Here is a 21,143-nt window from a genome sequence, read left to right as displayed (position 1 = left end):
AATATTACAATTATGTTTGTGTTGTTTTATAATACGACGGGCATTTTACGCAATTGTTACACAGACCTATGTGTTTAGCTAATTAGTTATATAACGCCCGGGCGGGCAATTAATTATGTGCAGAAAGCGTAAACGAAAAGCAAGAGCCTTCTCCTTCTTTACTGGTAACGTTCACCGTTCCCTGATGATCATTTATAATACGCGATGTAATATAAAGGCCCATGCCTAATCCGCTGTATTTATGTATCACGCCTTCACTCCTGTAAAATTTGTTAAACACATTAGCTATCGTATCGTCAGACATCCCAATACCTTTATCTTCTACGCAAACAGTTACTCCCCCTTGCTCTTTCCTGGTGTAAAGGCGAACCGGGCTGCCAGCAACCGAGTATTTAGCAGCATTACCTACCAAATTACTTAACACCTGTTCAAAACGGAGCTTATCAATAAATACGTTACACGTACTATCCAGGGATATCTCCAGCGTGTGCGATGATATGAGCACCGTTAGCGATTCTGAAAGCTCTGTAATAAACTCGTTCAGATCTGTAGGTTTACGGTCGTACATTATCTCGCCGTTTTCTATCTTACTTATGTCCAATAGCTGCTGCACCAGGTTGTTCAGCTTAAGGGTTTGTGTGTCTATTTTCTTCAGGTATTTAGTAAGGGTTTCATTTTGCCCCTTATCTGCACGCACTGCAAGTTGCGCAAACGAGCGCAGAATAGTTAACGGTGAGTTGATCTCGTGGCTTACAACGGAAAGGAACTCGTTCTTCTGGCTGTTCAGGTACCTTGCTTCTGTTAAGGCGGTTTCATGCTGCAGGTTTAATTGGTGCAGTACTACATTTTGTAGCTTAACCTCTTCATAGGCGCTTATCGGGCCTTCTTTTTTAAACTGTTCTTTAACAAGTAGCACCTTGTGTGCATCAACCTTGGTATGCCTGGGTATAGATAGGCGCAGCTCAACCTGCAAGTGATCTCCGCTAATGCTGGTATTTAAAACCGGCACCAGTTTGCGGGCATATTCAAAACCTTCGTTATGCCTGTTAAAATCCTCTTCAACAACGCCGGATATTTGTGCTACCATGTAGTAGCGCCCAGTGTCGGTAGTAGCACCCAGCACCGCAACCCCGTGTACGGCTTTATCTATAACCTCGCGGCAAACTTCAGATACCGCCGTAGAGAATGCTGTTTGTGTTGAAATGCTGAGGCCCAGTAGCTCAGCCATGCGGATGGACCTCTTATACGCGAGTATAAGGTCCATTTCGTTCTCGAGGGTGATAGAAACAAGTTCTGTCATATCAATTAAATTTGGCAATAACAACAGACATGTCGTCCGTTCTGCGTGCAAAATCTTTATAAATAGCGGCAGCCTGTACAGTTATGCTGCTGCGGATAATGGCTGGTAATTTATTTACTTCCCACCGCGAGCGCATCCCGTCAGAACATAGCACCAGCTGGTTGTAGTCGGTCAGGTCAAGTACCTGGTCGTTCATGGTATTGGGCACGTTATGGCCAATAATGCCATTATATGCCAGGTGGCTTTTTGACATTGCAGGGCCGGAAAGCTTGGCTGATATATTACCTACCCCTGCTATGCTCAGCTTCCGGGTGGTTATATCAACCACTACAACAGTGGCCACCATGCCGCGTGTTTTACGTACCGAGCCATGCAGGTACCTGATGATCTCTGTAGGGGAATGCAGCGGGCATACCTTAAAAGCCTTAACGGCTTCGTTAACGGCAAAATTAGCCTCAGGGCCATGCCCCAATCCATCAGCAAGCATCAGCTTTATATATTGTTCCGTTATTTTAATTGAAAACCCATCGCCACTGGTGCTTTCACCCGGCTTAGACACTACAATGGGGGAAAGCAACAACGTATTCTTAGTCCTGTTTTTAGCGGGCGGCGCGGTTTTATAAACCCTGCTGTAAAGAATGGTACCCCAACCTTTCTGCGAATATATGTCAAATTCGTCCGACAGGCGTTTTATGCTACCCAACCCATGGCCCATTGTATTTGTGGTAGAATAGCCATCGGCCATTACTCTGTTCACATCATTTATGCCCGGGCCATTATCAATACATATCAACTCTATAAACTCTTTACCCTGCTCTGCAAAATGCGCCAGCAGTATCTCGCCCCCGTCGGCATATTTATGCAGGTTAGAGGTTATCTCTGCTACAATAATGTCCAGTTCGGCAATCCGCTTCTCAGGGAACGCGGCGTTAAGCGCAAGCGCATGTACGGCCTTTTTCAGAATTGCGTAATAGCTCCTGTCCGAGACATCAAAGCTAATGTGCGTGGCATCAACCATTGGCCCACTTTAAAATAGTAACTATTGTACCCTTCCCCAATTCGCTTTTAATATCAAATTCATTTACCAGCCGTTTGGCACCGGGCAGGCCAAGGCCAAGGCTTTTTCCTGTACTAAAGCCGTCTTTTAAAGCCATGCTAATATCTGCAATGCCGGGCCCCTGATCTTTAAAGGTTAAACGTATACCATTATCACGCCCTCTTGTAACCACCTCTATAAGCACCTGCCCGCCGTTACCATAGCGCAGCATATTGCGCACCAGTTCGCTGGCGGCGGTAATAAGTTTTGTTTGATTGACAAGGCCCATGCGAATTTTAACTGCATACTCCTTAACCCGGTTTCGAAAAAGCACAACATCCTGCTCGCGCTGAACAATAACGGTGTCTTTATTCAGGGAGATCGTCGCTGTTATCATCTTCCTGGTCTATTGTTTCATCTTCAAACTGAATCTTTGATTTCAATAGATCCATGCCTCGCTCGACATTAAGAGCGGTGTAGACCCCTTTTAACGGCAGGCCAAGTTCTACAAGGGTAATAGCAACAGCCGGCTGCATGCCTACAACTACCGTTTCTGCATCCAGCAGCTTAGACATAACCCCTATGTTGCCAATAATGCGGCCCATAAAAGAATCGACGATACTTACCGCCGATATATCTATAAGGATTCCCCGGGCACCGGTTTTGCTCACGGCTTTAACAAGGTCGGCCTCAAGGTCAAGCGCAAGCCTGTCATACAGATCAACCTGTATAGTTACCAGTAAAAACTGGCCCATTCTTAAAATAGGAATTCTATCCATAGCAGATAAAATTGATTACAGCTTTGCAGCGTTTTTACGTACTTCTAATCTCATTGTCCTGAAAGCATACTGCAACGCGCTGGCCAGGCTTGCCTTAGTAACAATGTCTGACAGGTCTATACCCAGGTGCACAATGGTTTGCGCAATTTCCGGGCGTATGCCGCTTATAATGCATTCGGCACCCATCAGGCGGGTTGCACTTACTGTTTTTAAAAGATGCTGTGCCACCAGCGAGTCAACTGTAGGGACACCACTAATATCTAATATAGCAACACTGCTGCTCGATTCCACAATTTCGGTAAGGAGGCTTTCCATCACCACCTGCGTGCGGGCACTGTCCAGCGTACCTATTATAGGCAAGGCTAATATACCGTCCCAAACACGTATCACAGGGGTGGAAATTTCAGTTATCTCATCTGTTTGGCGAAGGATTATTTCTTCACGGCCTTTTATGAACGTTTCAAACGTCATAATTGAAAAACCGTCCATCAGCCGTGAGATAGCCAGGCTAAGGTCAATAAATTGCGCGAGGTCTTTAACTTCTTCCCTGAGTACTTGCAATAGGGCTTCTTTAAGACTGATGATGAACAAACCTGTCTCGCGAGGGCTAAAACCTTGCCTGGACCTGGATATGGAAATTCCGCCCAATATCTCTATAACCTGATCGAAATCATCAGAATCCGGGTTGTTGATATTATTATCGTTGATGGTTTTAACAAGTGCAGATATTAACTCGTCTGACTCCTGGCGCAGATCCTCATTGCTCATAAGTTCCTCCCGCATCGAGTTGTCGGCCATCTGGTTAGTCATCCAGCGTTCCAGTATTACAGCTTGTTTCTTTTTTAAAAGCTTGGAGATTTCCACAGGCATAAGGTTAAGTTGAAATTGTGCTGTAATAGTACAATTATTTTCTCAACATTTTACCAATGCAGATGCTGCTAAATAACAGGAAAGTTACAAAAAAGCGTATTATTTGGTTTTTACAACAACCTCCGCGTTATCAGCATAGCGCAGGTCTGTTTTCGGGAGCCAAATTTTATTGCTTTGTACAAAACGTATCTTGCTGTCGATCCTTTTAATGTCGTCGGCACGGTTGGCCAGTTCAGCTATTTTTCGGGCCTCGGTAAGGTCCTGCTGCGCCTGCTCCAGGTCACCAAGGTCGGCCTTTATCATGGCCAGGCTTATAAGACTGTTGATGGTATGCGGGTTATCGCTCTGGTTTTTGGAGATCAGTATACTTTGCAGGAAATACCACTTAGCTTCCGAAAGGCGGTTCTCCTGAACATATAACAAGGCCAGGTCGCTGAAGTTGTAACTCGCCATTGCATATTCCCGGAAGCGCATATGGTGCTGAGCTTCGCGCATTACCAAGTTCTCGCATACGTTTAGATTGTAAGCAGAACGCGCTATTTTGAAACCGGGAAGCTTTATGTTGGTAGTTGGCTTAATTAAACGCTTTGCCGAATAGCTTTTTGGTTGAGCTGTAATTAGAGGCAAGCGCGGGTGTTTTTTAAAGTCGCCGCGCCACCATTGTGCAGATGCAGTAAGGTTTAGTGCGCAGAAGAGGAGTAAAAGTATGTATCTCATCTATGTTTTCGCCCGGGAATAGTTAAATTAACTGGTAAGTAAAGATACGCACAAATATTGCATTGTCAAGAGACAAATTTAATCCATCGCATATCAGAATGTAACGATCTTGTTTTACGTCCTTGAAAACGTAAAAGTTTCATTGTTAGTATACTAGCTGTTTAAATACCTGCAAAGAGCTATTATGACAGAAGTGAATAGTTTTAACTATTCAAAAACCTCCACTTCGCCATCATGCAAGGCCCAAACCATGTAGGGGTGAGTATCGGCATGGTAGATATCACCCGTGTTGGTGATGCCTATTACGCCGGCAAAACCATCGTAAGGTTTCATTTCATCAAGGGTCTTTTCGGTTGCGGCAAAAAGCGGCATGCCGTCGGTTACGCGGGTAACAATTTTTGTAGCCACACTGCCGCTTACAATGTCTTCGCCCACACCGGTGCAGGATATCCCTGCAAAAGCATTAGCATAATTGCCCGCGGTAGTTGCCGAGTCACTCACCCGGCCGGGCATCTCAAAACCTTTGCCGCCTGTAGAAGTGGCAGCGGCTATATCTCCGTATACATCAAGCGCTACAGCGCCAACAGTGCCCAGGCGGATAGAATCACTAAGTTTTTTCTCATATTCTTTCCTGCGCTGAGGCGTTTCGGGGTTGTAATAGTCAAACCCGTTCTCTCGTGCAAAATCGCATGCGCCTTTGGCGCTCAGCACGCGGTCTTCGTAGCCCATCAGCTTTTCGGCAATGCAAATAGGGTTGCGTACATCCTCAATGTTTATCACCCCCGAAAACTTTTGTGTTTTGCCATCCATCAGTGCAGCACTCAGGCGTATTTTGCCGTCGCTTTGTATCTGCGAACCGGTACCGGCATTAAACAGGTCGCAATCTTCCAGCAGGTGTACGGTGTAAACTACGGTTTGTGCCGCTGTATGTGTTTCCAGGTATTTGTGCCCAAGCTCTACAATTTCGCGCAAGGCATCCTGCTTGGCTTTTTTTACCTCCTGGTTGGTTTGGCTTTCGCTGAAGAAGCCGCCGTGTATGATGAGTTTCATTGCAGGTCGTTATTATCAGGCGCAGTTATAAACTCGCCTTCCTCCACTTTAATTGCCTTTTTTATGAGCAGGCGGTGCTGCACCAGGTCGTACTTATCAAATATGGACATTACATGCACCTTCAGGTTCTCAATCGACACCGGCGCACCTATCTCTACGTCATAAATGTTAGTCTCTACCATATTAGTGCCATCAACCAGCATGATCAATCCGCTGCCAATGGCCTCCATCATGCTGCCTTCGGTAATTAACAAACCGGCATCCTCACCAAGGCCAATGCCAAGTATCCCCGGATTAGTCGCTACAGCATATAACAACCGCCCTATACGGCCGCGCTGCACAAAGTGCGTATCCACAATAACAGAATCAATAAAGCCAAGGCCTGCAGTTATCTGTACTTCGCCTTTTATCAGGGCCTCATTGCTCTGCCCGCGGTAGATCATATGGGTAGATGCGGCAGCTGCGCCCGCGGAGGTTCCGGCTATAACAAAGTTTTCTTCGTTATAGCGCCGTTTTAATATCTGCAGGAACTGGGTACCGCCAAATATTGCGGTAAGGCGCAGCTGATCGCCGCCGCTGAACATTACTACATCTGCACGGCTGATGCGGTCTAAATACTCAGGGCTCGAGGCGTCTTCCCTGCTTTTAATGTGCAGCACATTTACATGCCTGACGTTAAGCTGGTTAAATGCCTTAATGTATTCGTTACCTACTAAGTTGGGTATTTGTGAAGCAGTGGTAATCACCTCCACTATAGAGGCCTCCTGCTTCGCCGACTCGTTGATGATGCGGCGAAGTATGCCTTTTTCGAAAAATTTGATGTATTGCGGCTGCATTATATGTTCCAGCACGCTCACGTTACTGCCCATATCCACAGCGCCGCCAATTATTACCAGTTTTCCTTTAGGGCTCATATAGTTTAAGTATCGTTCAATACAAATTAAAATAAAAAACGGTAAAAACCACTGATTTAAATGATAATAATGCAGTTTTTACGCCGAAACATTTTATCTGCTTTAGAAGTTTTCTAGCTTTAGGACGTATTACTCCCCTAACTACATACACGATTTTACCCACCTATGAAAATAGAGAACATACAAGTACTGCGCGGCCCTAACATCTGGAGCATTTCCCGCAAGAAATTAATTCAAATGCGGCTTGACCTTCAGGAGATGGAGCACAGGCCTACAAACGAAATTGATGGCTTTTACGAACGCCTTAAAGCGCTGCTTCCCTCTCTGTACCAGCACCGCTGTTCGCCCGGTGTTCCGGGTGGCTTTTTTGAGCGTGTAATTGCCGGCACCTGGATGGGCCACGTTATTGAACATATTGCACTGGAAATACAGACACTGGCAGGTATGGACACCGGCTTTGGGCGCACACGTGAAACCAAAACGCCCGGCGTATATAATGTGGTGTTTGCTTACTTAGAGGAGAAGGTGGGCGTATTTGCCGCCGGCTCTGCGGTACGCATAGCAGAAGCCCTTATTAACGGGGAAGAGTATGACCTGGAAAAGGATATACAGGAAATGCGAGAGATACGCGAAAACACACGCCTGGGGCCAAGCACCGGCGCTATTGTTGAGGAGGCCATTGCCCGCAACATCCCCTGGATAAGATTGAACAACCAAAGCCTGGTGCAACTGGGTTATGGCAAAAACCAGGTACGTTTTCGCGCTACCATGACTGAGAAGACCAGCAGCATAGCCGTTGATATTGCCAGCAACAAAGACGAGACCAAGCGCCTGCTGCAGGAGCAGGCCATACCTGTAGCGAAGGGCATGACCATTAGCAAGGTAGAGCAGGTAGTAGAAGCCATAAGCAAAATTGGTTTTCCGCTGGTGTTTAAGCCGCTAGATGGAAATCATGGCCGCGGCATCAGCATTAATATAAAAACTACCGAAGAGGCCATTGCGGCATACGAACACGCGGCCCGCATATCCCGTCGCGTTATTGTAGAACGTTTTATTACCGGTTACGACTTCCGCGTGCTGGTTATTGACAATAAGATGGTTGCAGCAGCGCTGCGCGACCCCGCCCACGTAAAAGGCGACGGCATCCACACCATACAGGAGCTGATAGACATTGAGAACACCGACCCACGTCGTGGTTACGGCCACGAGAATGTGCTCACACTGATAGATGTAGACCGCGACACGCTTGATCTGTTAGATAAAAAGGGGTATACCCTGGAGACCGTGCCCGCAGCAGGAGAGAAAGTGTTTGTAAAGTCGACCGCCAACCTAAGCACAGGCGGCACCTCTGTTGATGTTACGGATCACGTGCATCCGCAGAATGTTTTCATTTGTGAACGTATCTCCAAGATTATAGGTTTGGATATTTGTGGCATAGACATAATGGCCGAAAACCTGACCGAGCCACTTACCGAGAATGGGGGCGTGATACTAGAAGTGAACGCGGCACCTGGCTTCAGGATGCACATAGCACCAAGCGAAGGTTTGCCCCGCAACGTAGCAGGGCATGTTATAGACATGCTTTACCCTCCGGGTGCGCCGTCGCGCATACCTATTATTGCTATTACAGGCACAAACGGTAAAACCACAACCACACGCCTTATAGCGCATATTGTAAAAAATAACGGGCACCGGGTGGGCTACACCACGTCAGACGGTATTTATGTGCAAAACACCATGATGATGAAGGGCGACACCACAGGGCCGGTGAGCAGCGAGTTTATACTGAAGGACCCGACAGTAGATTTCGCCGTCTTAGAGACAGCCCGTGGCGGCATCCTGCGGTCGGGCCTCGGCTTTAGCAGCTGCGATATTGGCGTTATAACCAACATACAGGAAGACCATCTGGGCCTCGCCGACATACACAACCTGGACGACCTTACCCGGGTAAAAAGTGTTGTGCTGAACTCAGTGAAGAAAGATGGCTGGGGCGTGCTGAATGCAGATAATGAATACTGCGTACGTGCAGGCAAAAGGGCTGATTGTAACATTGCTTACTTCAGCCGTAATGAAAACAACCCCGTTATACAGGCACACTGCAAGAAGGGCGGCATAGCCTGTGTTTGCGAAAACGGCTTTATTACCATACTTAAAGGCGACTGGAAGATACGCGTGCAGCGCACCAGCCTTATCCCGCTGACATTTGGCGGAACGGTACCTTTCATGATAGATAATGCTATGGCTGCAACGCTGGCAACTTTCCTGTGGGGTTTTAAGACCGAGGATATCAAGATAGCGCTGGAAACGTTTATCCCATCTGCGGCGCAAACACCTGGAAGGATGAACATCTTCAATTTCCGCGACTTCAGGTTCATGATAGACTTTGCCCATAACCCCGACGGATACATCGGCATACGCGAGTTTTTGCGCCATGTAGACTCTCCTTACAAAATTGGATTGATTGCAGGTACCGGCGACCGCAGGGATGACGACATACGCGAACTCGGCCGCCTTGCTGCTACCATGTTCGACCACATACTGCTGCGCCAGGAAAACCATATGCGCGGCCGCACACGCGAGAACATACTGGACTTGATGATAGAAGGCATTAAAGAAGTAAAAGCCGATATGTCTTACGAGATCATACGGGGTAATAATGAAGATGCTGTACAAGCAGCTATCGATCGGGCCAGGCCGGGTGCTTTTATAACCACGTTAAGCGACGCGGTAGATAACGCTATTGAGATTGTACAAAACTTCCAGGAAAAAGACAGGGATGGCAACCCGTTGCTGTAAGTGGCATTTATGAATATACTTATTAAAGCTCCTTTACTGGAGCTTTTTTACTTTTAACCGGTTTACGGCCACGCGGCACCGAAAGATAATAGTGCCACAACAGCATACTGGCTATTGTGCGGTATGGCCTCCACGGTTCAGCAATCAGCAATAGTTCTTCCTTAGTTGTTTCCTTTGGTAATGCCTTAAGCTGTTTAATTGCGTTCACAATAGCAAGGTCGCCCAGGGGTAGTATATCCGTATGTTGCAATACAAACATCAGGTAAACATCAACAGTCCAATTGCCGATACCTTTTAACACGCACAATTGTGTACGTATGGCTTCATCTTCCATCTGCTCAAATGCTTTAAGGTCAATTTGCCCGCTGATGACGGCCTCTGCTAAATAGCGTATGTAAGCTGTTTTCTGTCTGCTGCAATAACATTCGCGCATTTCTGCATCCGTTAGCAGCAGTACCCGCGCCGGGGTTATTTCCTGTATCCGCTCGCGCAGTTTATTAAGGGCAGAAAGCGCTGATGCCAATGACACCTGCTGCTCCAGTATAATATGCACAATCGTTTCGAAGGTGTTTGCTCGGCTCCACATAGGCGGATAACCGTACTTGTTTATTACGGCTGCAAAGTCATCATCGGCCAATGCAAGCTGGTCGCAAATGCTATGATAATTATCTTTATTAAATTTTTGAGGCATCTGTCTATTAATCAATATTACTAATTTTCTTAGGATATCGCGTTTCTATTTACCAATTTTACTTTATGAACAACCTGCCGCCTTTAGCCGAACGCATGCGACCAAAATCGCTGGACGATTATGTAGGCCAAAAACACCTGGTGGGTAAAGGTGCCGTGCTGCGTAAAGCCATCGAAAGCGGCTCGCTGCCGTCTATGATATTTTGGGGGCCGCCGGGGGTAGGCAAAACCACGTTAGCCTATATCATTTCTCAATCGCTTTATCGTCCGTTCTTTTCTTTAAGCGCTATCAATTCCGGGGTTAAAGATGTGCGTGAGGTAATTGAAAAAGCATCGGTATTGAGGGAACAGGGCGAAGTGTTGCCCATATTGTTTATTGATGAGATACACCGCTTCTCCAAATCGCAGCAGGACTCGCTGCTGGGAGCGGTGGAGCGCGGCATAGTTACCCTTATTGGCGCAACTACCGAAAACCCATCATTCGAGGTAATCTCCGCTTTGCTGTCGCGTTGCCAGGTATACATCTTAAAGCACCTGGAAGAGCAGGACCTGTTGGATCTGCTGACAAAAGCCGCATCGGAAGATGAGGTTTTAAAGCAAAGAAAAATCAACATTAAAGGGCATGAAGCGCTGTTGCGGTTAAGCGGCGGTGATGCCCGGAAGCTGCTCAACATATTTGAGCTGCTGGTGAACTCGTTTGATAAGAAAAGCATTACGCTAACCAATGATATAGTACTGGACCATGTGCAGCAGAACATGGCCCTTTACGACAAGACAGGCGAGCAGCATTACGACATTATATCGGCCTTTATTAAATCAATGCGGGGAAGCGACCCAAATGGGGCTGTATACTGGCTGGCGCGAATGATAGCAGGCGGTGAGGACCCTATTTTTATAGCCCGCCGTATGCTTATACTCGCATCGGAAGATATAGGCAACGCCAACCCGAACGCTTTACTGCTTGCTCAAAGCTGCTTTAACGCCGTACAGATAATCGGCATGCCAGAGTCGCAGTTAATACTTTCTCAAACCGTCATTTACCTGGCAACATCGCCAAAAAGCAATTCGGCTACTACGGCTATAGGGACAGCCATGTCGCTGCTTAAGCAAACCGGCGATCTACCTGTTCCGCTGCATTTGCGCAATGCGCCAACAAAACTAATGAAGAACATAGGCTATGGTAAAAATTACCAGTACGCCCACAACTTTGAAGGAAACTTTGTAAACCAAGACTTTTTGCCGGAAGCTATCCGCGGAACTAAAATTTATGAACCCGGTAACAATGCACGGGAGAATGAGTCAAAAGATCGTTTAAAGAAACTTTGGGGCGACCGTTATAACTACTAGCCGACTCTCTATTTTAAATTCTTTGCTTCTGCTTCTTTTAAATTGTTATCTTCCGTAGCATTTGAAATCCTCAATATGATATCTACCTTTTTCAGTCACGAACTAAAGTCCTTCTGGCGTTCTTCAAATACCGGTAAAACCATTGCTGTTAAAGTGATAATGGGTATCCTTATACTCATCTTGCTGCTTTATTTAGTTGTGTTCGGCATCTTCCTGGACATGATCCTCGGTAAGATGTTCCCTAAAGAAAACCTCACAGTGGTTTTTTGCGGTATTATACTGGTGTACTTTCTGTTCGAGTTGCTCATGCGGCTTCAACTGCAGGAACTGCCTACACTTAAAGTGCAGCCCTATCTGCATCTTCCTGTGAAACGGAACACGGTAGTGGGCTATCTCGCGCTTACTGCATTGCTGTCATTTTTCAACCTTTGGCCAATCATCATTTTCACGCCGTTTATACTTAAGGTTATTTTGCCTGCGCATGGCGCCGGAGCAGCCCTGGCATTTATCCTTTCGATAATAGCACTATCGGTATTTAACAACTACCTGGCCATGTACATTAAGCGTAAGGCTAACCTAAATGGCTGGGTATTCCTGATAGCGGGAGCTATCCTTACCCTCATAACCTGCGGCGATTACGTATGGCATTTATATTCATTAAAGGCGGCATCTTACCTGTTTTTTGGCAACCTCCTTACCAGGCCTTACCTGGTGTTAATACCTGTTTTGCTTGCGGCAGTAATGTATTACGTAAACTTTGTATACCTCAAAGGCAATCTTTACCTGGAAGAGCTGGGCTCCCGCAAGGCTTCAGCTTACAAAAGCAGCACCGAAATACCTTTGCTTAGCCGATATGGCCGCGCAGGTGACCTCGCCGCAAATGAAATAAAACTAATCCTGCGGAATAAACGATCCCGATCCGCGCTTACCATGGGGCTCTTTTTTATGTTCTACGGATTAATATTTTATACCCAGGCCATTTATGGTGAAAGTATAAAGGTGTTTGTAGGGATGTTCATGACGGGTATCTTCATTATCAACTATGGCCAGTTTATGTTTAGCTGGCAGGCATCGCATTTTGATGGTTTGCTGGTGAGCAAGATCAGTTTTACAGACTTCCTAAAGGGTAAGTACCTGTTATTCACTATTGTTTCTACAGTGGCTTTCCTGTTAACTGTACCCTATGTATATTTTGGGTGGCGGGTGGTTATGATACATTTTACTATGTACCTGTGGAACCTTGGCGTTAACACTACCATTGTGTTATTCTTCGCCAATCGCAACTATAAACGTATCGACCTGTCTAAAGGTGCTTCCTTTAACTGGGAGGGCGTTGGCGCTACACAACTGCTGTTGTCGCTGCCGCTTATGTTACTACCCTATTTAGTTTACCTACCTTTCAAGTTTTTAGGTCAGCCCAACATAGGCTTTGCCGCGCTGGCGCTAACGGGTATTGTTTTCATCGCCACCCGCAACTTCTGGATTAAAAAATTAGAAGCTGATTTTTATACCAAACGATTTAAAATAGCCGAAGGCTTTAGAAAGCAATAAGATGATAGAGATTAAAAACTTAAAAAAGGTTTACGCAGGCGTTACTGTAGTTAACGTGCCACATCTGGAAATTAAAAGCGGAGAAAGCATAGGGCTGGTAGGCAACAACGGCGCGGGCAAAACAACGCTGTTCCGTATGATATTGGACCTTATACGCCCGGAAAGCGGAGAGGTGCTATCAAATGGTAAAAATGTATCGGGTGCCGAGGAATGGAAAAACTACACGGCATCTTATTTGGATGAGGGCTTTTTGATTGATTACCTTACACCCGAAGAGTACCTGTATTTCATTGGGGGGCTGCACGGAAGGAATAAGCCGCAGGTAGACGAGTACTTAGCCTCTCTAACGGAATTCTTTAACGGCGAGATCCTGAAAAAAGGCAAGTACATCCGCGACCTGAGCAAGGGTAACCAGTGCAAAGTTGGGGTTGGAGCCTGCTTACTGCAAAGGCCGCAGTTGTTAATGCTGGATGAGCCCTTTGCCAACATTGACCCCAGCACGCAATTCAGGCTGAAGAACATCCTGAAAACGGAAAACAAGAACCTTGGTGTAACTACTATTGTATCCAGCCATGACCTTAACCACGTTACCGATGTATGTGAACGTATTTTGCTGATGGAAAAGGGTGTTATCATAAAAGATATTGCGACTAGCTCGTCCACCCTGTCAGAGCTTGAAGAATACTTCGGTGTGGGGCAGACAACCGCTGCCAACACTGGCATTGACAACGAGGAGAATCACTAAGGCAGAACTATGTATTTGATAAGAGAAGCGACCGTTAACGACGTAGAGAGCATCATTAAAATAGCAGAACAAACCTGGTGGCCAACTTATGAACCGCTGCTCGGTAAAGAACAAGTGGCATATATGCTTGGCGAACTATATTCTTACGACAAGATTTACAGCCAGGTAAATAGCGGGGCACAAACATTTCTTTTGCTTACCGAAGAGGAGGAGCCGGTTGCCTTTGCAGCATACTCTCCAAGGGAAGAAAACCCTGACGTATATAAACTGCACAAGCTTTATTGCCTTCCCTCGACACAAGGAAAAGGTTACGGTAAAATACTAATAGATACCGTAGCTGAAAAGACCAGGGAAGCCGGCAAGAACACACTGGAACTAAATGTGAACCGGTACAATAAGGCTAAAAGCTTTTATGAAAAGATGGGCTTTAAAATAGCTTACCAGGAAGACATCCCGATAGGTGAATACTGGATGAACGATTACGTAATGCGGAAGGCCTTATAGGTTAGCCGTTAGTTACCGGAACTTTTGCTCTTATCTCCGTCAGCTATTTGCTTTATCAGTGATCCCCATGCTAATGGGTTAAGCAATGGGTTGGTGATGGAGTGAGAGTTTACAATGTTGGTGTGCATCTGCTGCGCATTTGCAGATTGTATCTCCTGCCCATCACGGGCCAGCGTATTCGAAATAGCTGCTATAGAAGCCCTGCTTACGTTCTTACGCGCAATTTCCAGGTCATCATCGGCAATTTTTGCCGTAACAAAGTCTTTCCTGAACTCATCTGTAGTTGCCCAGGGGAAAACGTGGAAGGTTGGCAGGTTAGTTATTTGCGGCTTAAGATGAATTTGTGCCGTATAGCTTTTGTTCACATTTGCCGGGATAACAACGGTTGTGGGCGCATAACCTACAGCGGTAAAGCTAATGGTGTCCTGCTCATGGGCTACAAAGGAGAAATAGCCATTGTAACTGGCTACGGTTACTGCATTGTGGTAGCTCTTGTTGGTTACGCTTACATAGGGCACCACTGTTTTCAAGCTATCTGCATTGTAAATGATCCCGGTAAACTGCACCAGTGGCTTCTCTTTTTGGGCAAATGCCGAAAAGGAGATCAGTAGGAACAATATGCCAATTAGTTTTCTCATTACTGCGTACCTATATTACGAAGCCTTTAATCAAATGTTTTATAGGGGCTTGCAAAAATATGCTATTCAACAAAAAAGGGGTAGTATTTAACAATTATTAACACTAGCGCAAGTTCTCAGGGAGTACTGCATTAGGGTCATCTATATCCGTTAGGTTTATCGCCTCAATGGCAGTAATTTCCGGTACTGCTTTCTTTATAGCTTGTTCTATCCCGGCTTTAAGCGTCATGATGCTCATCGGGCACGATCCGCAAGAGCCAAGCAGCCTAAGCTTAACCACATTTTCAGGTGTTATTTCTTCAATAGATACGTTACCGCCATCCGCCTCTAAGTACGGGCGAATGGTGTCCAACGCTGCTTCCACCTGTTCATTTAAACTCATTCTTTATATTTTATTAAAAGTAAAGTTATTAATTATTTATAACATTCACGGTATTTGCTCTTTGTGCGTTGCAAATAGAAACCTGTTGCGCTACCCTGCGGGCCATCTCCATAAAAGCTATGGTCATGGCGCCATCTTCTTCCAATACAATAGGCTTACCGGCATCGCCGCTATCGCTTATGCCTTTAATCAACGGTATCTCTCCAAGGAAAGGCACTTCAAGCGTCTGCGCAAGCCTTTGGCCGCCACCCTGCCCAAAAATGTAGTATTTATTGTCCGGTAATTCTGCAGGAGTAAAGTAGCTCATGTTCTCTACTATGCCCATTATCGGCACGTTAATAGCCTCCATCATAAACATCCCAACACCCTTTTTGGCATCGGCCAGCGCCACGTTTTGCGGCGTGGTAACAATTACCGCTCCCGTGATCGGGAAGCTTTGCGTAACGGTAATGTGTATGTCTCCTGTTCCCGGCGGCAGATCTATCACCAGGTAGTCCAGTTCGCCCCAATCGGCATCGTTAAACAACTGTTTTACGGCGGTTGACACCATTGGCCCGCGCCATGGAACTGGTTGGTTGGGATCGGTAAAAAAGCCTATCGAAAGTAGTTTTATCCCATATTTTTCAATGGGCTCAATACGTGTTTTGCCGTTTACCTGGCTGGCCATTGGCCGCGCACCTTCCAATCCAAACATGATCGGGATGGATGGACCATAAATATCGGCATCAATCAACCCTACTTTAGCACCTGTTTTTGCCAGGGCCAAGGCCAGGTTAACAGATACTGTAGACTTACCAACGCCACCCTTACCGGATGCAACTGCTATAATATTCTTAACGCCCGGCACGCCGGTATTACGCTGCGAAGTTACGCGGGAAGTCATGTTAACACTCACCTCAATATCCGGACTTATGAAATGCTTTATAGCATTGCGGCAGGCGTTTTCTATTAGAGCCTTCAGAGGGCATGCAGGTGTTGTGAGTATTACCGAAAAGCTTAGCTTGTTTCCGTCTATGGCAATATCCTGTATCATGTTCAGGGTCACCAGATCCTTTTTCAGATCGGGTTCCTCTACGTTGCTAAGCGCCTGTAAAACTTGTTGTTGAGTAATGATCATATTTATTTGCGGGCAAAAATACAAAAACAGGTGGTGGGGAACGTTTGTTAAAAAAACAATTTGCAGTGATCAATCGTTGCACCGCTGCATATTTAAGTTAGTTTTGACGTAAATTTTCCGAATGCGCCGTATCAATCCAAAGTATCTCCGTATCGCTGGTGTAGTAGTAACTGTGTTAGTGGTTATATTACTTATTGGCGGTTATGCTGCTTACTCTAAACGCGAAGTACTACTGCAGAAAGCTATTTACAAAGCTAAAGCTAAAGCAAAAAAGGATTATAATTTAGATGTAAAGATTGGCTCGGCCCGTTTTACCGGGTTGGCTACGGTTGCCTTCAGTAATATTTCTATAGTTCCTTATCAGCGTGATAGCCTGTTGTCTGTTAAGCGCTTTGATGTAAGTGTAAAGTTGTTCCCGCTTATATTTGGTACGGTTAAGCTAAGCGATGTTGTGTTGCAAGACGGCCATTTGAACCTCACCAACATTAACGGGGTTAAAAACTTCGATTTCTTGTTCCGCAAGAAGAAAGATTCTACACAGACTCATAACAAAGTTGACCTGGCCGAACTGTCAGACAACCTTATTAATCAAGTACTTTACAAAATCCCAGAGAACCTTGTGCTAAACAACCTGCTGTTAACCATGCAGGACGACTCTACTAAATTAAAGTTACTGGCTACCGCTGCAAAGATTGACGATGGGCAGCTTACCTCTACTATAAAACTTAACGATAATGAAGCTATCTGGCACTTGGCCGGTAAAATGCACGCGTCTGATAAAGACATAGATGTACGCATGTATGCCGACGGAAAAAAGGTAGAACTGCCGATTATAGAGAAGAAGTTTAAGCTCAAACTAAACTTTGATACCCTAACCACCAAACTCACCAAAGTAAAGAACAGCGATGGAGAAACAAAGATTTACAGCTCGTTAGGAGTAAAAAACCTGTTGATCAATCACCCGGCGCTGTCGCTGAACGATATTGTTATCCCTAATGGAGCTATAGATGCTAACATATTTGTGGGGTCTAACTATGTCTCGCTTGACAGCTCCTCTGTTATCCACCTGAAAAAGATAACGGCCAATCCGTACATCAAATACACCCTAAATCCGGTAAAGATCTACGAACTGAAGATGCACACCGGCTGGCTTAGCGCGCAGGACATTTTTGATTCCTTCCCTACCGGCATGTTCGAGTCTTTGGAAGGCATGAAGGTTGCCGGCAGACTGAGTTATAACCTTAATTTCTTTATGAACTCCGCTCATATTGATGATCTGGTGTTTGATTCGCGGCTGGATAAGGACAACTTCCGTATTGTTCAATTCGGCAAAACCGACTTTAATAAGCTGAACAAAACCTTTGTTTATACGCCATATGAGTATGGTAAGCCGATGTCGCCTCATACTATTGGACCCGAAAATCCGGAGTTTACGCGGCTGGAAGATATATCGCCAAACCTGCGGAACGCGGTTATGACTGCTGAGGACCCATCCTTTTACCGCAACCGGGGCTTTGTGGAAGAATCTATCCGCAAGTCCATCGTAACGGATATTAAAACCAAAAAATTCTCAAGAGGCGGCAGTACCATCTCTATGCAGCTGATCAAGAACTCTTTCCTGGTACGTAATAAAACTTTGTCCCGAAAGATAGAGGAGATACTGATCGTGTGGATAATTGAGAATACGCGCCTGATGAGCAAGAACCGTATGCTGGAGGTTTACTTTAATATAATAGAGTGGGGCCGCAACATTTACGGTATTGGCGAGGCTTCTAAATACTACTTCGGCAAGTCCCCATCTGAGCTTACACTGGGCGAAAGTATTTTCCTCGCTAGTATTGTACCTAACCCGAAAGCTGGGTTGTACCACTTTATGCCTGATGGTACGCTCCGCCCGGGACTTCATGGATATTTTAACCTGATAGGCCGTTTAATGGCTAGTAAAGGCCTTACAGAGCGCGACAGCAATGCATATGGCTTTTATAACGTTCGGCTTCGTGAGGGCTTAAGAAGAGGCATCGCGCCTGCAGATACGGCAATAGCAGATAGCCTGCTTGCGCAGCCACAAAATGATGAAGGAGCGAATGTTGGTGTAGGCGTACAGGCTGCACCGGAAGAAGAAAAGCGCCCTAGTTTTATACAGCGTTTATTTGGAAAAAAAGATACCTCTGCTGCTGCAAAGGCCGAAGAAAAGATCAAAGAGACCAACGAGATGATTAAGGCCCGCTTAAAACAGGATATAGAAAACCTAAAGGCGGAGTATAAAGAGAAGATAGACAACGTAGATACTGCCGGCAAGTCGAAAAAGGAAATACGACAGGAAAAGCGACGGCTGAAGCAGGAACAAAAAGACAAAGAGAACATGATTAAGGACCGCATGCCTTAACGTTTGTCATGCGAGTATATAAATGTCCATCGGTTCAGTCGTGATTGCTAACCAATGACATGGTTACGTGTTTTAACATTTAATTTTGAATGAATTAAATAAAACACCATGTCTTTAGTTGATAAATTACAATGGCGCTACGCCACTAAAAAATACGATCCTACCAAAAAGCTTTCTGCCGCACAGCTGGAAGAACTGCTGGATGCTGTTCAGCTTAGTCCATCCTCAATAGGGCTACAGCATTACAAAATTCTGGTTATAGAAAATCCGGAGATTAGAGCCAAACTGCGCGAAGCCGGCAATAATCAATCACAAATTACAGATGCATCGCAGTTATTTGTATTTGCAGCAATCACCAACTTAGATGAAGAATATGCTAAGGAGCACATTAACCTGGTTGCAAAAACACGTAAGGTAAACCGTGATACGTTGGCGGGTTTTGAGAATATGATAATAGGGGCTATTAAATCCCAATCTGCGGACCAGCTGTTGATATGGGCACAAAAACAGGCCTACATAGCACTAGGCGTATTAATTACCGCGGCTGCCGATTTGGGCGTAGACTCCACTCCGATGGAAGGATTTAACGCTGCTAAGTTTGATGAGATACTTGGGTTAGCCGAGCAAGGATTAACATCAACTGTTATTGCGGCTGTTGGTTTCCGTGCCGAAGATGATGCTTATAGTAAGCTTACAAAAGTGCGTAAGCCTAAGAACGAGTTGTTCATACATATATAAACGCTTTTAGCGTACGGCTATTAAGCCTATCTTTGCGCCCAAATGACAGATAGAAAAGTAAGAGTCCGCTTTGCGCCAAGCCCTACCGGTGGTTTACACCTGGGCGGGGTTCGCACCGTATTATTTAACTACCTTTTTGCCAAAAAAAATGATGGCGATTTTGCGTTGCGTATTGAAGATACCGACCAAACCCGCTATGTTGAAGGCGCAGAAAAGTACATTGCCGACTGTTTGCAATGGTGCGGCCTAATTCCGGATGAAAGTCCTGCAGTTGGCGGCAGCTTTGCACCATATCGCCAAAGTGAACGCAAACCTATCTATCGCGAATACGCTGAGCGCCTGGTATCGCAGGGACATGCCTACTATGCTTTTGACACCCCGGAGGAACTTGATGCAAAACGCAAGGAGTTCCCTAATTTCCAATATGGCCATCAGCACCGTAGCAGCATGCGTAACTCGATAAGCTTGCCGCTGCAGGAAGTGGAGACGCTGTTGCACAATGGCACACCTCATGTCATCCGCATTAAGGTACCAGAAAACGAAACTGTTACTTTTACTGATATGATACGCGGCGACGTTAGTTTTGAAACATCGCTGGTTGATGATAAGGTATTGCTTAAGGCAGATGGCATGCCCACCTACCACTTAGCCGTTGTGGTAGACGATTACCTGATGAAGATTTCTCACGCTTTCAGAGGCGAGGAGTGGCTGCCATCGGCACCTGTACACCTGTTGCTGTGGGAGTACCTCGGCTGGAAGGCTGATATGCCGCATTGGGCACACCTGCCATTGATTTTAAAGCCGGACGGACATGGCAAACTCAGCAAGCGCGACGGGGCCCGCCTGGGTTTCCCGGTATATGCCATGAGCTGGACCGACCCGAAAACCGGTGAACTTACACCCGGCTTTCGCGAGTTAGGTTTTCTGCCGGAGGCATTTTTAAACCTCCTGGCTATGCTGGGCTGGAACGATGGCACAGAGCAGGAGATATTCACGCTGGATGAACTGATAGAAAAGTTCTCTATAGAACGGGTTAGCAAAGCCGGCGCTAAATTCGATTTTGAAAAAGCTAAGTGGTACAATGCCGAATGGATAAAACGCCAGGATGCAGAATCGCTGAAACTAAAGGTAGCCGAAGTATTAAAGGCAAATGGTGTTATCATTAACAATGAAGCGTACCTGGTTAAAATAATTGACCTGATAAAGGATAGATGTGTGGTTCTTGCAGATTTTGGACAGCAGGCATCATACTTTTTTCAGGCGCCGGCCAGCTACGATGTCAACTCCGTTAAGCCTAAATGGACGGATGCAAAAACGGCATTCTTTAACGAGTTAAAAGAAACATTAAGCTACTCATCGTTTGAACCTGCAGACCTTGAAACTCGCTTTAAAGCGCTTACAGAAGCCCAGGGGTTCAAGATTGGCGACGTAATGCTACCGTTCCGGATTATGCTGGTAGGTGGTAAGTTTGGCCCTCATGTGTTTGATATTGCCGCCCTGCTTGGGGAAAGCGAAACCCTGAGGAGAATTGATAAAGCGCTGGAGGTATTTACTGCTACTGAATAGCACTATAAATTACATAA

20 protein-coding genes are annotated in these 21,143 nt (G+C 45.8%); 8 read left to right on the top strand and 12 right to left on the bottom strand.

Going from position 1 to position 21,143, the window contains the following annotated elements:
• Positions 1-109: 109 nt before the first annotated feature.
• The 8 genes from AC59GT_RS14085 to AC59GT_RS14050 form a co-directional block, all read right to left on the bottom strand.
• On the bottom strand, positions 110-1,300 hold the full coding sequence (locus AC59GT_RS14085; RefSeq protein ID WP_497238224.1) for a sensor histidine kinase: 1,191 nt from the start codon (positions 1,298-1,300) through the stop codon (positions 110-112).
• A gap of 1 nt (position 1,301) precedes the next feature.
• Complete coding sequence (locus AC59GT_RS14080) at positions 1,302-2,318, bottom strand: ATP-binding SpoIIE family protein phosphatase (protein ID WP_497238223.1); 1,017 nt, start codon at positions 2,316-2,318, stop codon at positions 1,302-1,304.
• Positions 2,311-2,733, bottom strand: coding sequence for an anti-sigma regulatory factor (locus AC59GT_RS14075; RefSeq protein ID WP_117383106.1), 423 nt, complete (start codon positions 2,731-2,733; stop codon positions 2,311-2,313). Before AC59GT_RS14075 ends, AC59GT_RS14080 begins: the two co-directional genes overlap by 8 nt.
• The gene (locus tag AC59GT_RS14070; protein ID WP_117383107.1) at positions 2,705-3,115 is read right to left on the bottom strand and encodes an STAS domain-containing protein; all 411 of its coding nucleotides are present in this window, start codon (positions 3,113-3,115) and stop codon (positions 2,705-2,707) included. The genes AC59GT_RS14075 and AC59GT_RS14070 overlap by 29 nt, the downstream gene beginning before the upstream one ends.
• 15 nt (positions 3,116-3,130) lie before the next feature.
• Complete coding sequence (locus AC59GT_RS14065; RefSeq protein ID WP_497238222.1) at positions 3,131-3,985, bottom strand: STAS domain-containing protein; 855 nt, start codon at positions 3,983-3,985, stop codon at positions 3,131-3,133.
• 99 nt (positions 3,986-4,084) lie between these two features.
• A complete protein-coding gene (locus AC59GT_RS14060) occupies positions 4,085-4,702 on the bottom strand; it encodes a tetratricopeptide repeat protein (RefSeq protein ID WP_497238221.1) in 618 nt (205 codons plus the stop codon).
• Between the two features lie 207 nt (positions 4,703-4,909).
• Positions 4,910-5,752, bottom strand: coding sequence for an isoaspartyl peptidase/L-asparaginase (locus tag AC59GT_RS14055; protein WP_497238220.1), 843 nt, complete (start codon positions 5,750-5,752; stop codon positions 4,910-4,912).
• Complete coding sequence (locus AC59GT_RS14050; protein ID WP_497238219.1) at positions 5,749-6,666, bottom strand: cyanophycinase; 918 nt, start codon at positions 6,664-6,666, stop codon at positions 5,749-5,751. The genes AC59GT_RS14055 and AC59GT_RS14050 overlap by 4 nt, the downstream gene beginning before the upstream one ends.
• Before the next feature lie 165 nt (positions 6,667-6,831).
• On the opposite strand from AC59GT_RS14050, the gene cphA reads away from it, so the two are divergent.
• A complete protein-coding gene (gene cphA / locus AC59GT_RS14045) occupies positions 6,832-9,462 on the top strand; it encodes a cyanophycin synthetase (protein WP_497238218.1) in 2,631 nt (876 codons plus the stop codon).
• Between the two features lie 22 nt (positions 9,463-9,484).
• Here cphA and AC59GT_RS14040 read toward each other — a convergent pair whose 3' ends face one another.
• Positions 9,485-10,153, bottom strand: coding sequence for a DNA-3-methyladenine glycosylase family protein (locus tag AC59GT_RS14040; RefSeq protein WP_497238217.1), 669 nt, complete (start codon positions 10,151-10,153; stop codon positions 9,485-9,487).
• A 65-nt stretch (positions 10,154-10,218) separates the two neighbouring features.
• Between AC59GT_RS14040 and AC59GT_RS14035 the strand changes: the two genes are divergently transcribed.
• From AC59GT_RS14035 to AC59GT_RS14020, 4 genes are all read left to right on the top strand, one after another.
• A complete protein-coding gene (locus AC59GT_RS14035) occupies positions 10,219-11,499 on the top strand; it encodes a replication-associated recombination protein A (RefSeq protein ID WP_497238216.1) in 1,281 nt (426 codons plus the stop codon).
• A gap of 75 nt (positions 11,500-11,574) precedes the next feature.
• Complete coding sequence (locus tag AC59GT_RS14030) at positions 11,575-13,050, top strand: DUF5687 family protein (protein ID WP_497238215.1); 1,476 nt, start codon at positions 11,575-11,577, stop codon at positions 13,048-13,050.
• A gap of 1 nt (position 13,051) precedes the next feature.
• Entirely contained in the window at positions 13,052-13,795 is a 744-nt protein-coding gene (locus AC59GT_RS14025; RefSeq protein ID WP_497238214.1) for an ABC transporter ATP-binding protein, read from the top strand.
• A 9-nt stretch (positions 13,796-13,804) separates the two neighbouring features.
• Positions 13,805-14,299 (top strand): GNAT family N-acetyltransferase, encoded by a 495-nt coding sequence (locus tag AC59GT_RS14020; RefSeq protein ID WP_497238213.1) that lies wholly within the window; start codon positions 13,805-13,807, stop codon positions 14,297-14,299.
• Between the two features lie 8 nt (positions 14,300-14,307).
• On the opposite strand, the gene AC59GT_RS14015 is transcribed toward AC59GT_RS14020, so the two are convergent.
• The 3 genes from AC59GT_RS14015 to AC59GT_RS14005 all read right to left on the bottom strand — a co-directional run bounded on the left by AC59GT_RS14015 (position 14,308) and on the right by AC59GT_RS14005 (position 16,433).
• The gene (locus AC59GT_RS14015) at positions 14,308-14,937 is read right to left on the bottom strand and encodes a hypothetical protein (protein ID WP_117383118.1); all 630 of its coding nucleotides are present in this window, start codon (positions 14,935-14,937) and stop codon (positions 14,308-14,310) included.
• A 103-nt stretch (positions 14,938-15,040) separates the two neighbouring features.
• Complete coding sequence (locus AC59GT_RS14010) at positions 15,041-15,319, bottom strand: NifU family protein (protein ID WP_497238212.1); 279 nt, start codon at positions 15,317-15,319, stop codon at positions 15,041-15,043.
• A 28-nt stretch (positions 15,320-15,347) separates the two neighbouring features.
• The gene (locus AC59GT_RS14005; protein ID WP_497238294.1) at positions 15,348-16,433 is read right to left on the bottom strand and encodes an Mrp/NBP35 family ATP-binding protein; all 1,086 of its coding nucleotides are present in this window, start codon (positions 16,431-16,433) and stop codon (positions 15,348-15,350) included.
• A 124-nt stretch (positions 16,434-16,557) separates the two neighbouring features.
• Between AC59GT_RS14005 and AC59GT_RS14000 the strand changes: the two genes are divergently transcribed.
• From AC59GT_RS14000 to gltX, 3 genes are all read left to right on the top strand, one after another.
• Positions 16,558-18,822, top strand: coding sequence for a transglycosylase domain-containing protein (locus tag AC59GT_RS14000; protein ID WP_497238211.1), 2,265 nt, complete (start codon positions 16,558-16,560; stop codon positions 18,820-18,822).
• A gap of 108 nt (positions 18,823-18,930) precedes the next feature.
• Entirely contained in the window at positions 18,931-19,560 is a 630-nt protein-coding gene (locus AC59GT_RS13995; protein WP_497238210.1) for an NAD(P)H-dependent oxidoreductase, read from the top strand.
• Between the two features lie 42 nt (positions 19,561-19,602).
• Entirely contained in the window at positions 19,603-21,126 is a 1,524-nt protein-coding gene (gene gltX / locus AC59GT_RS13990; protein ID WP_497238209.1) for a glutamate--tRNA ligase, read from the top strand.
• Positions 21,127-21,143 lie beyond the last annotated feature (17 nt).

The organism is Mucilaginibacter sp. 320_HR, assembly GCF_059691875.1.
This window is presented reverse-complemented; position numbering and strand designations above follow the sequence as displayed.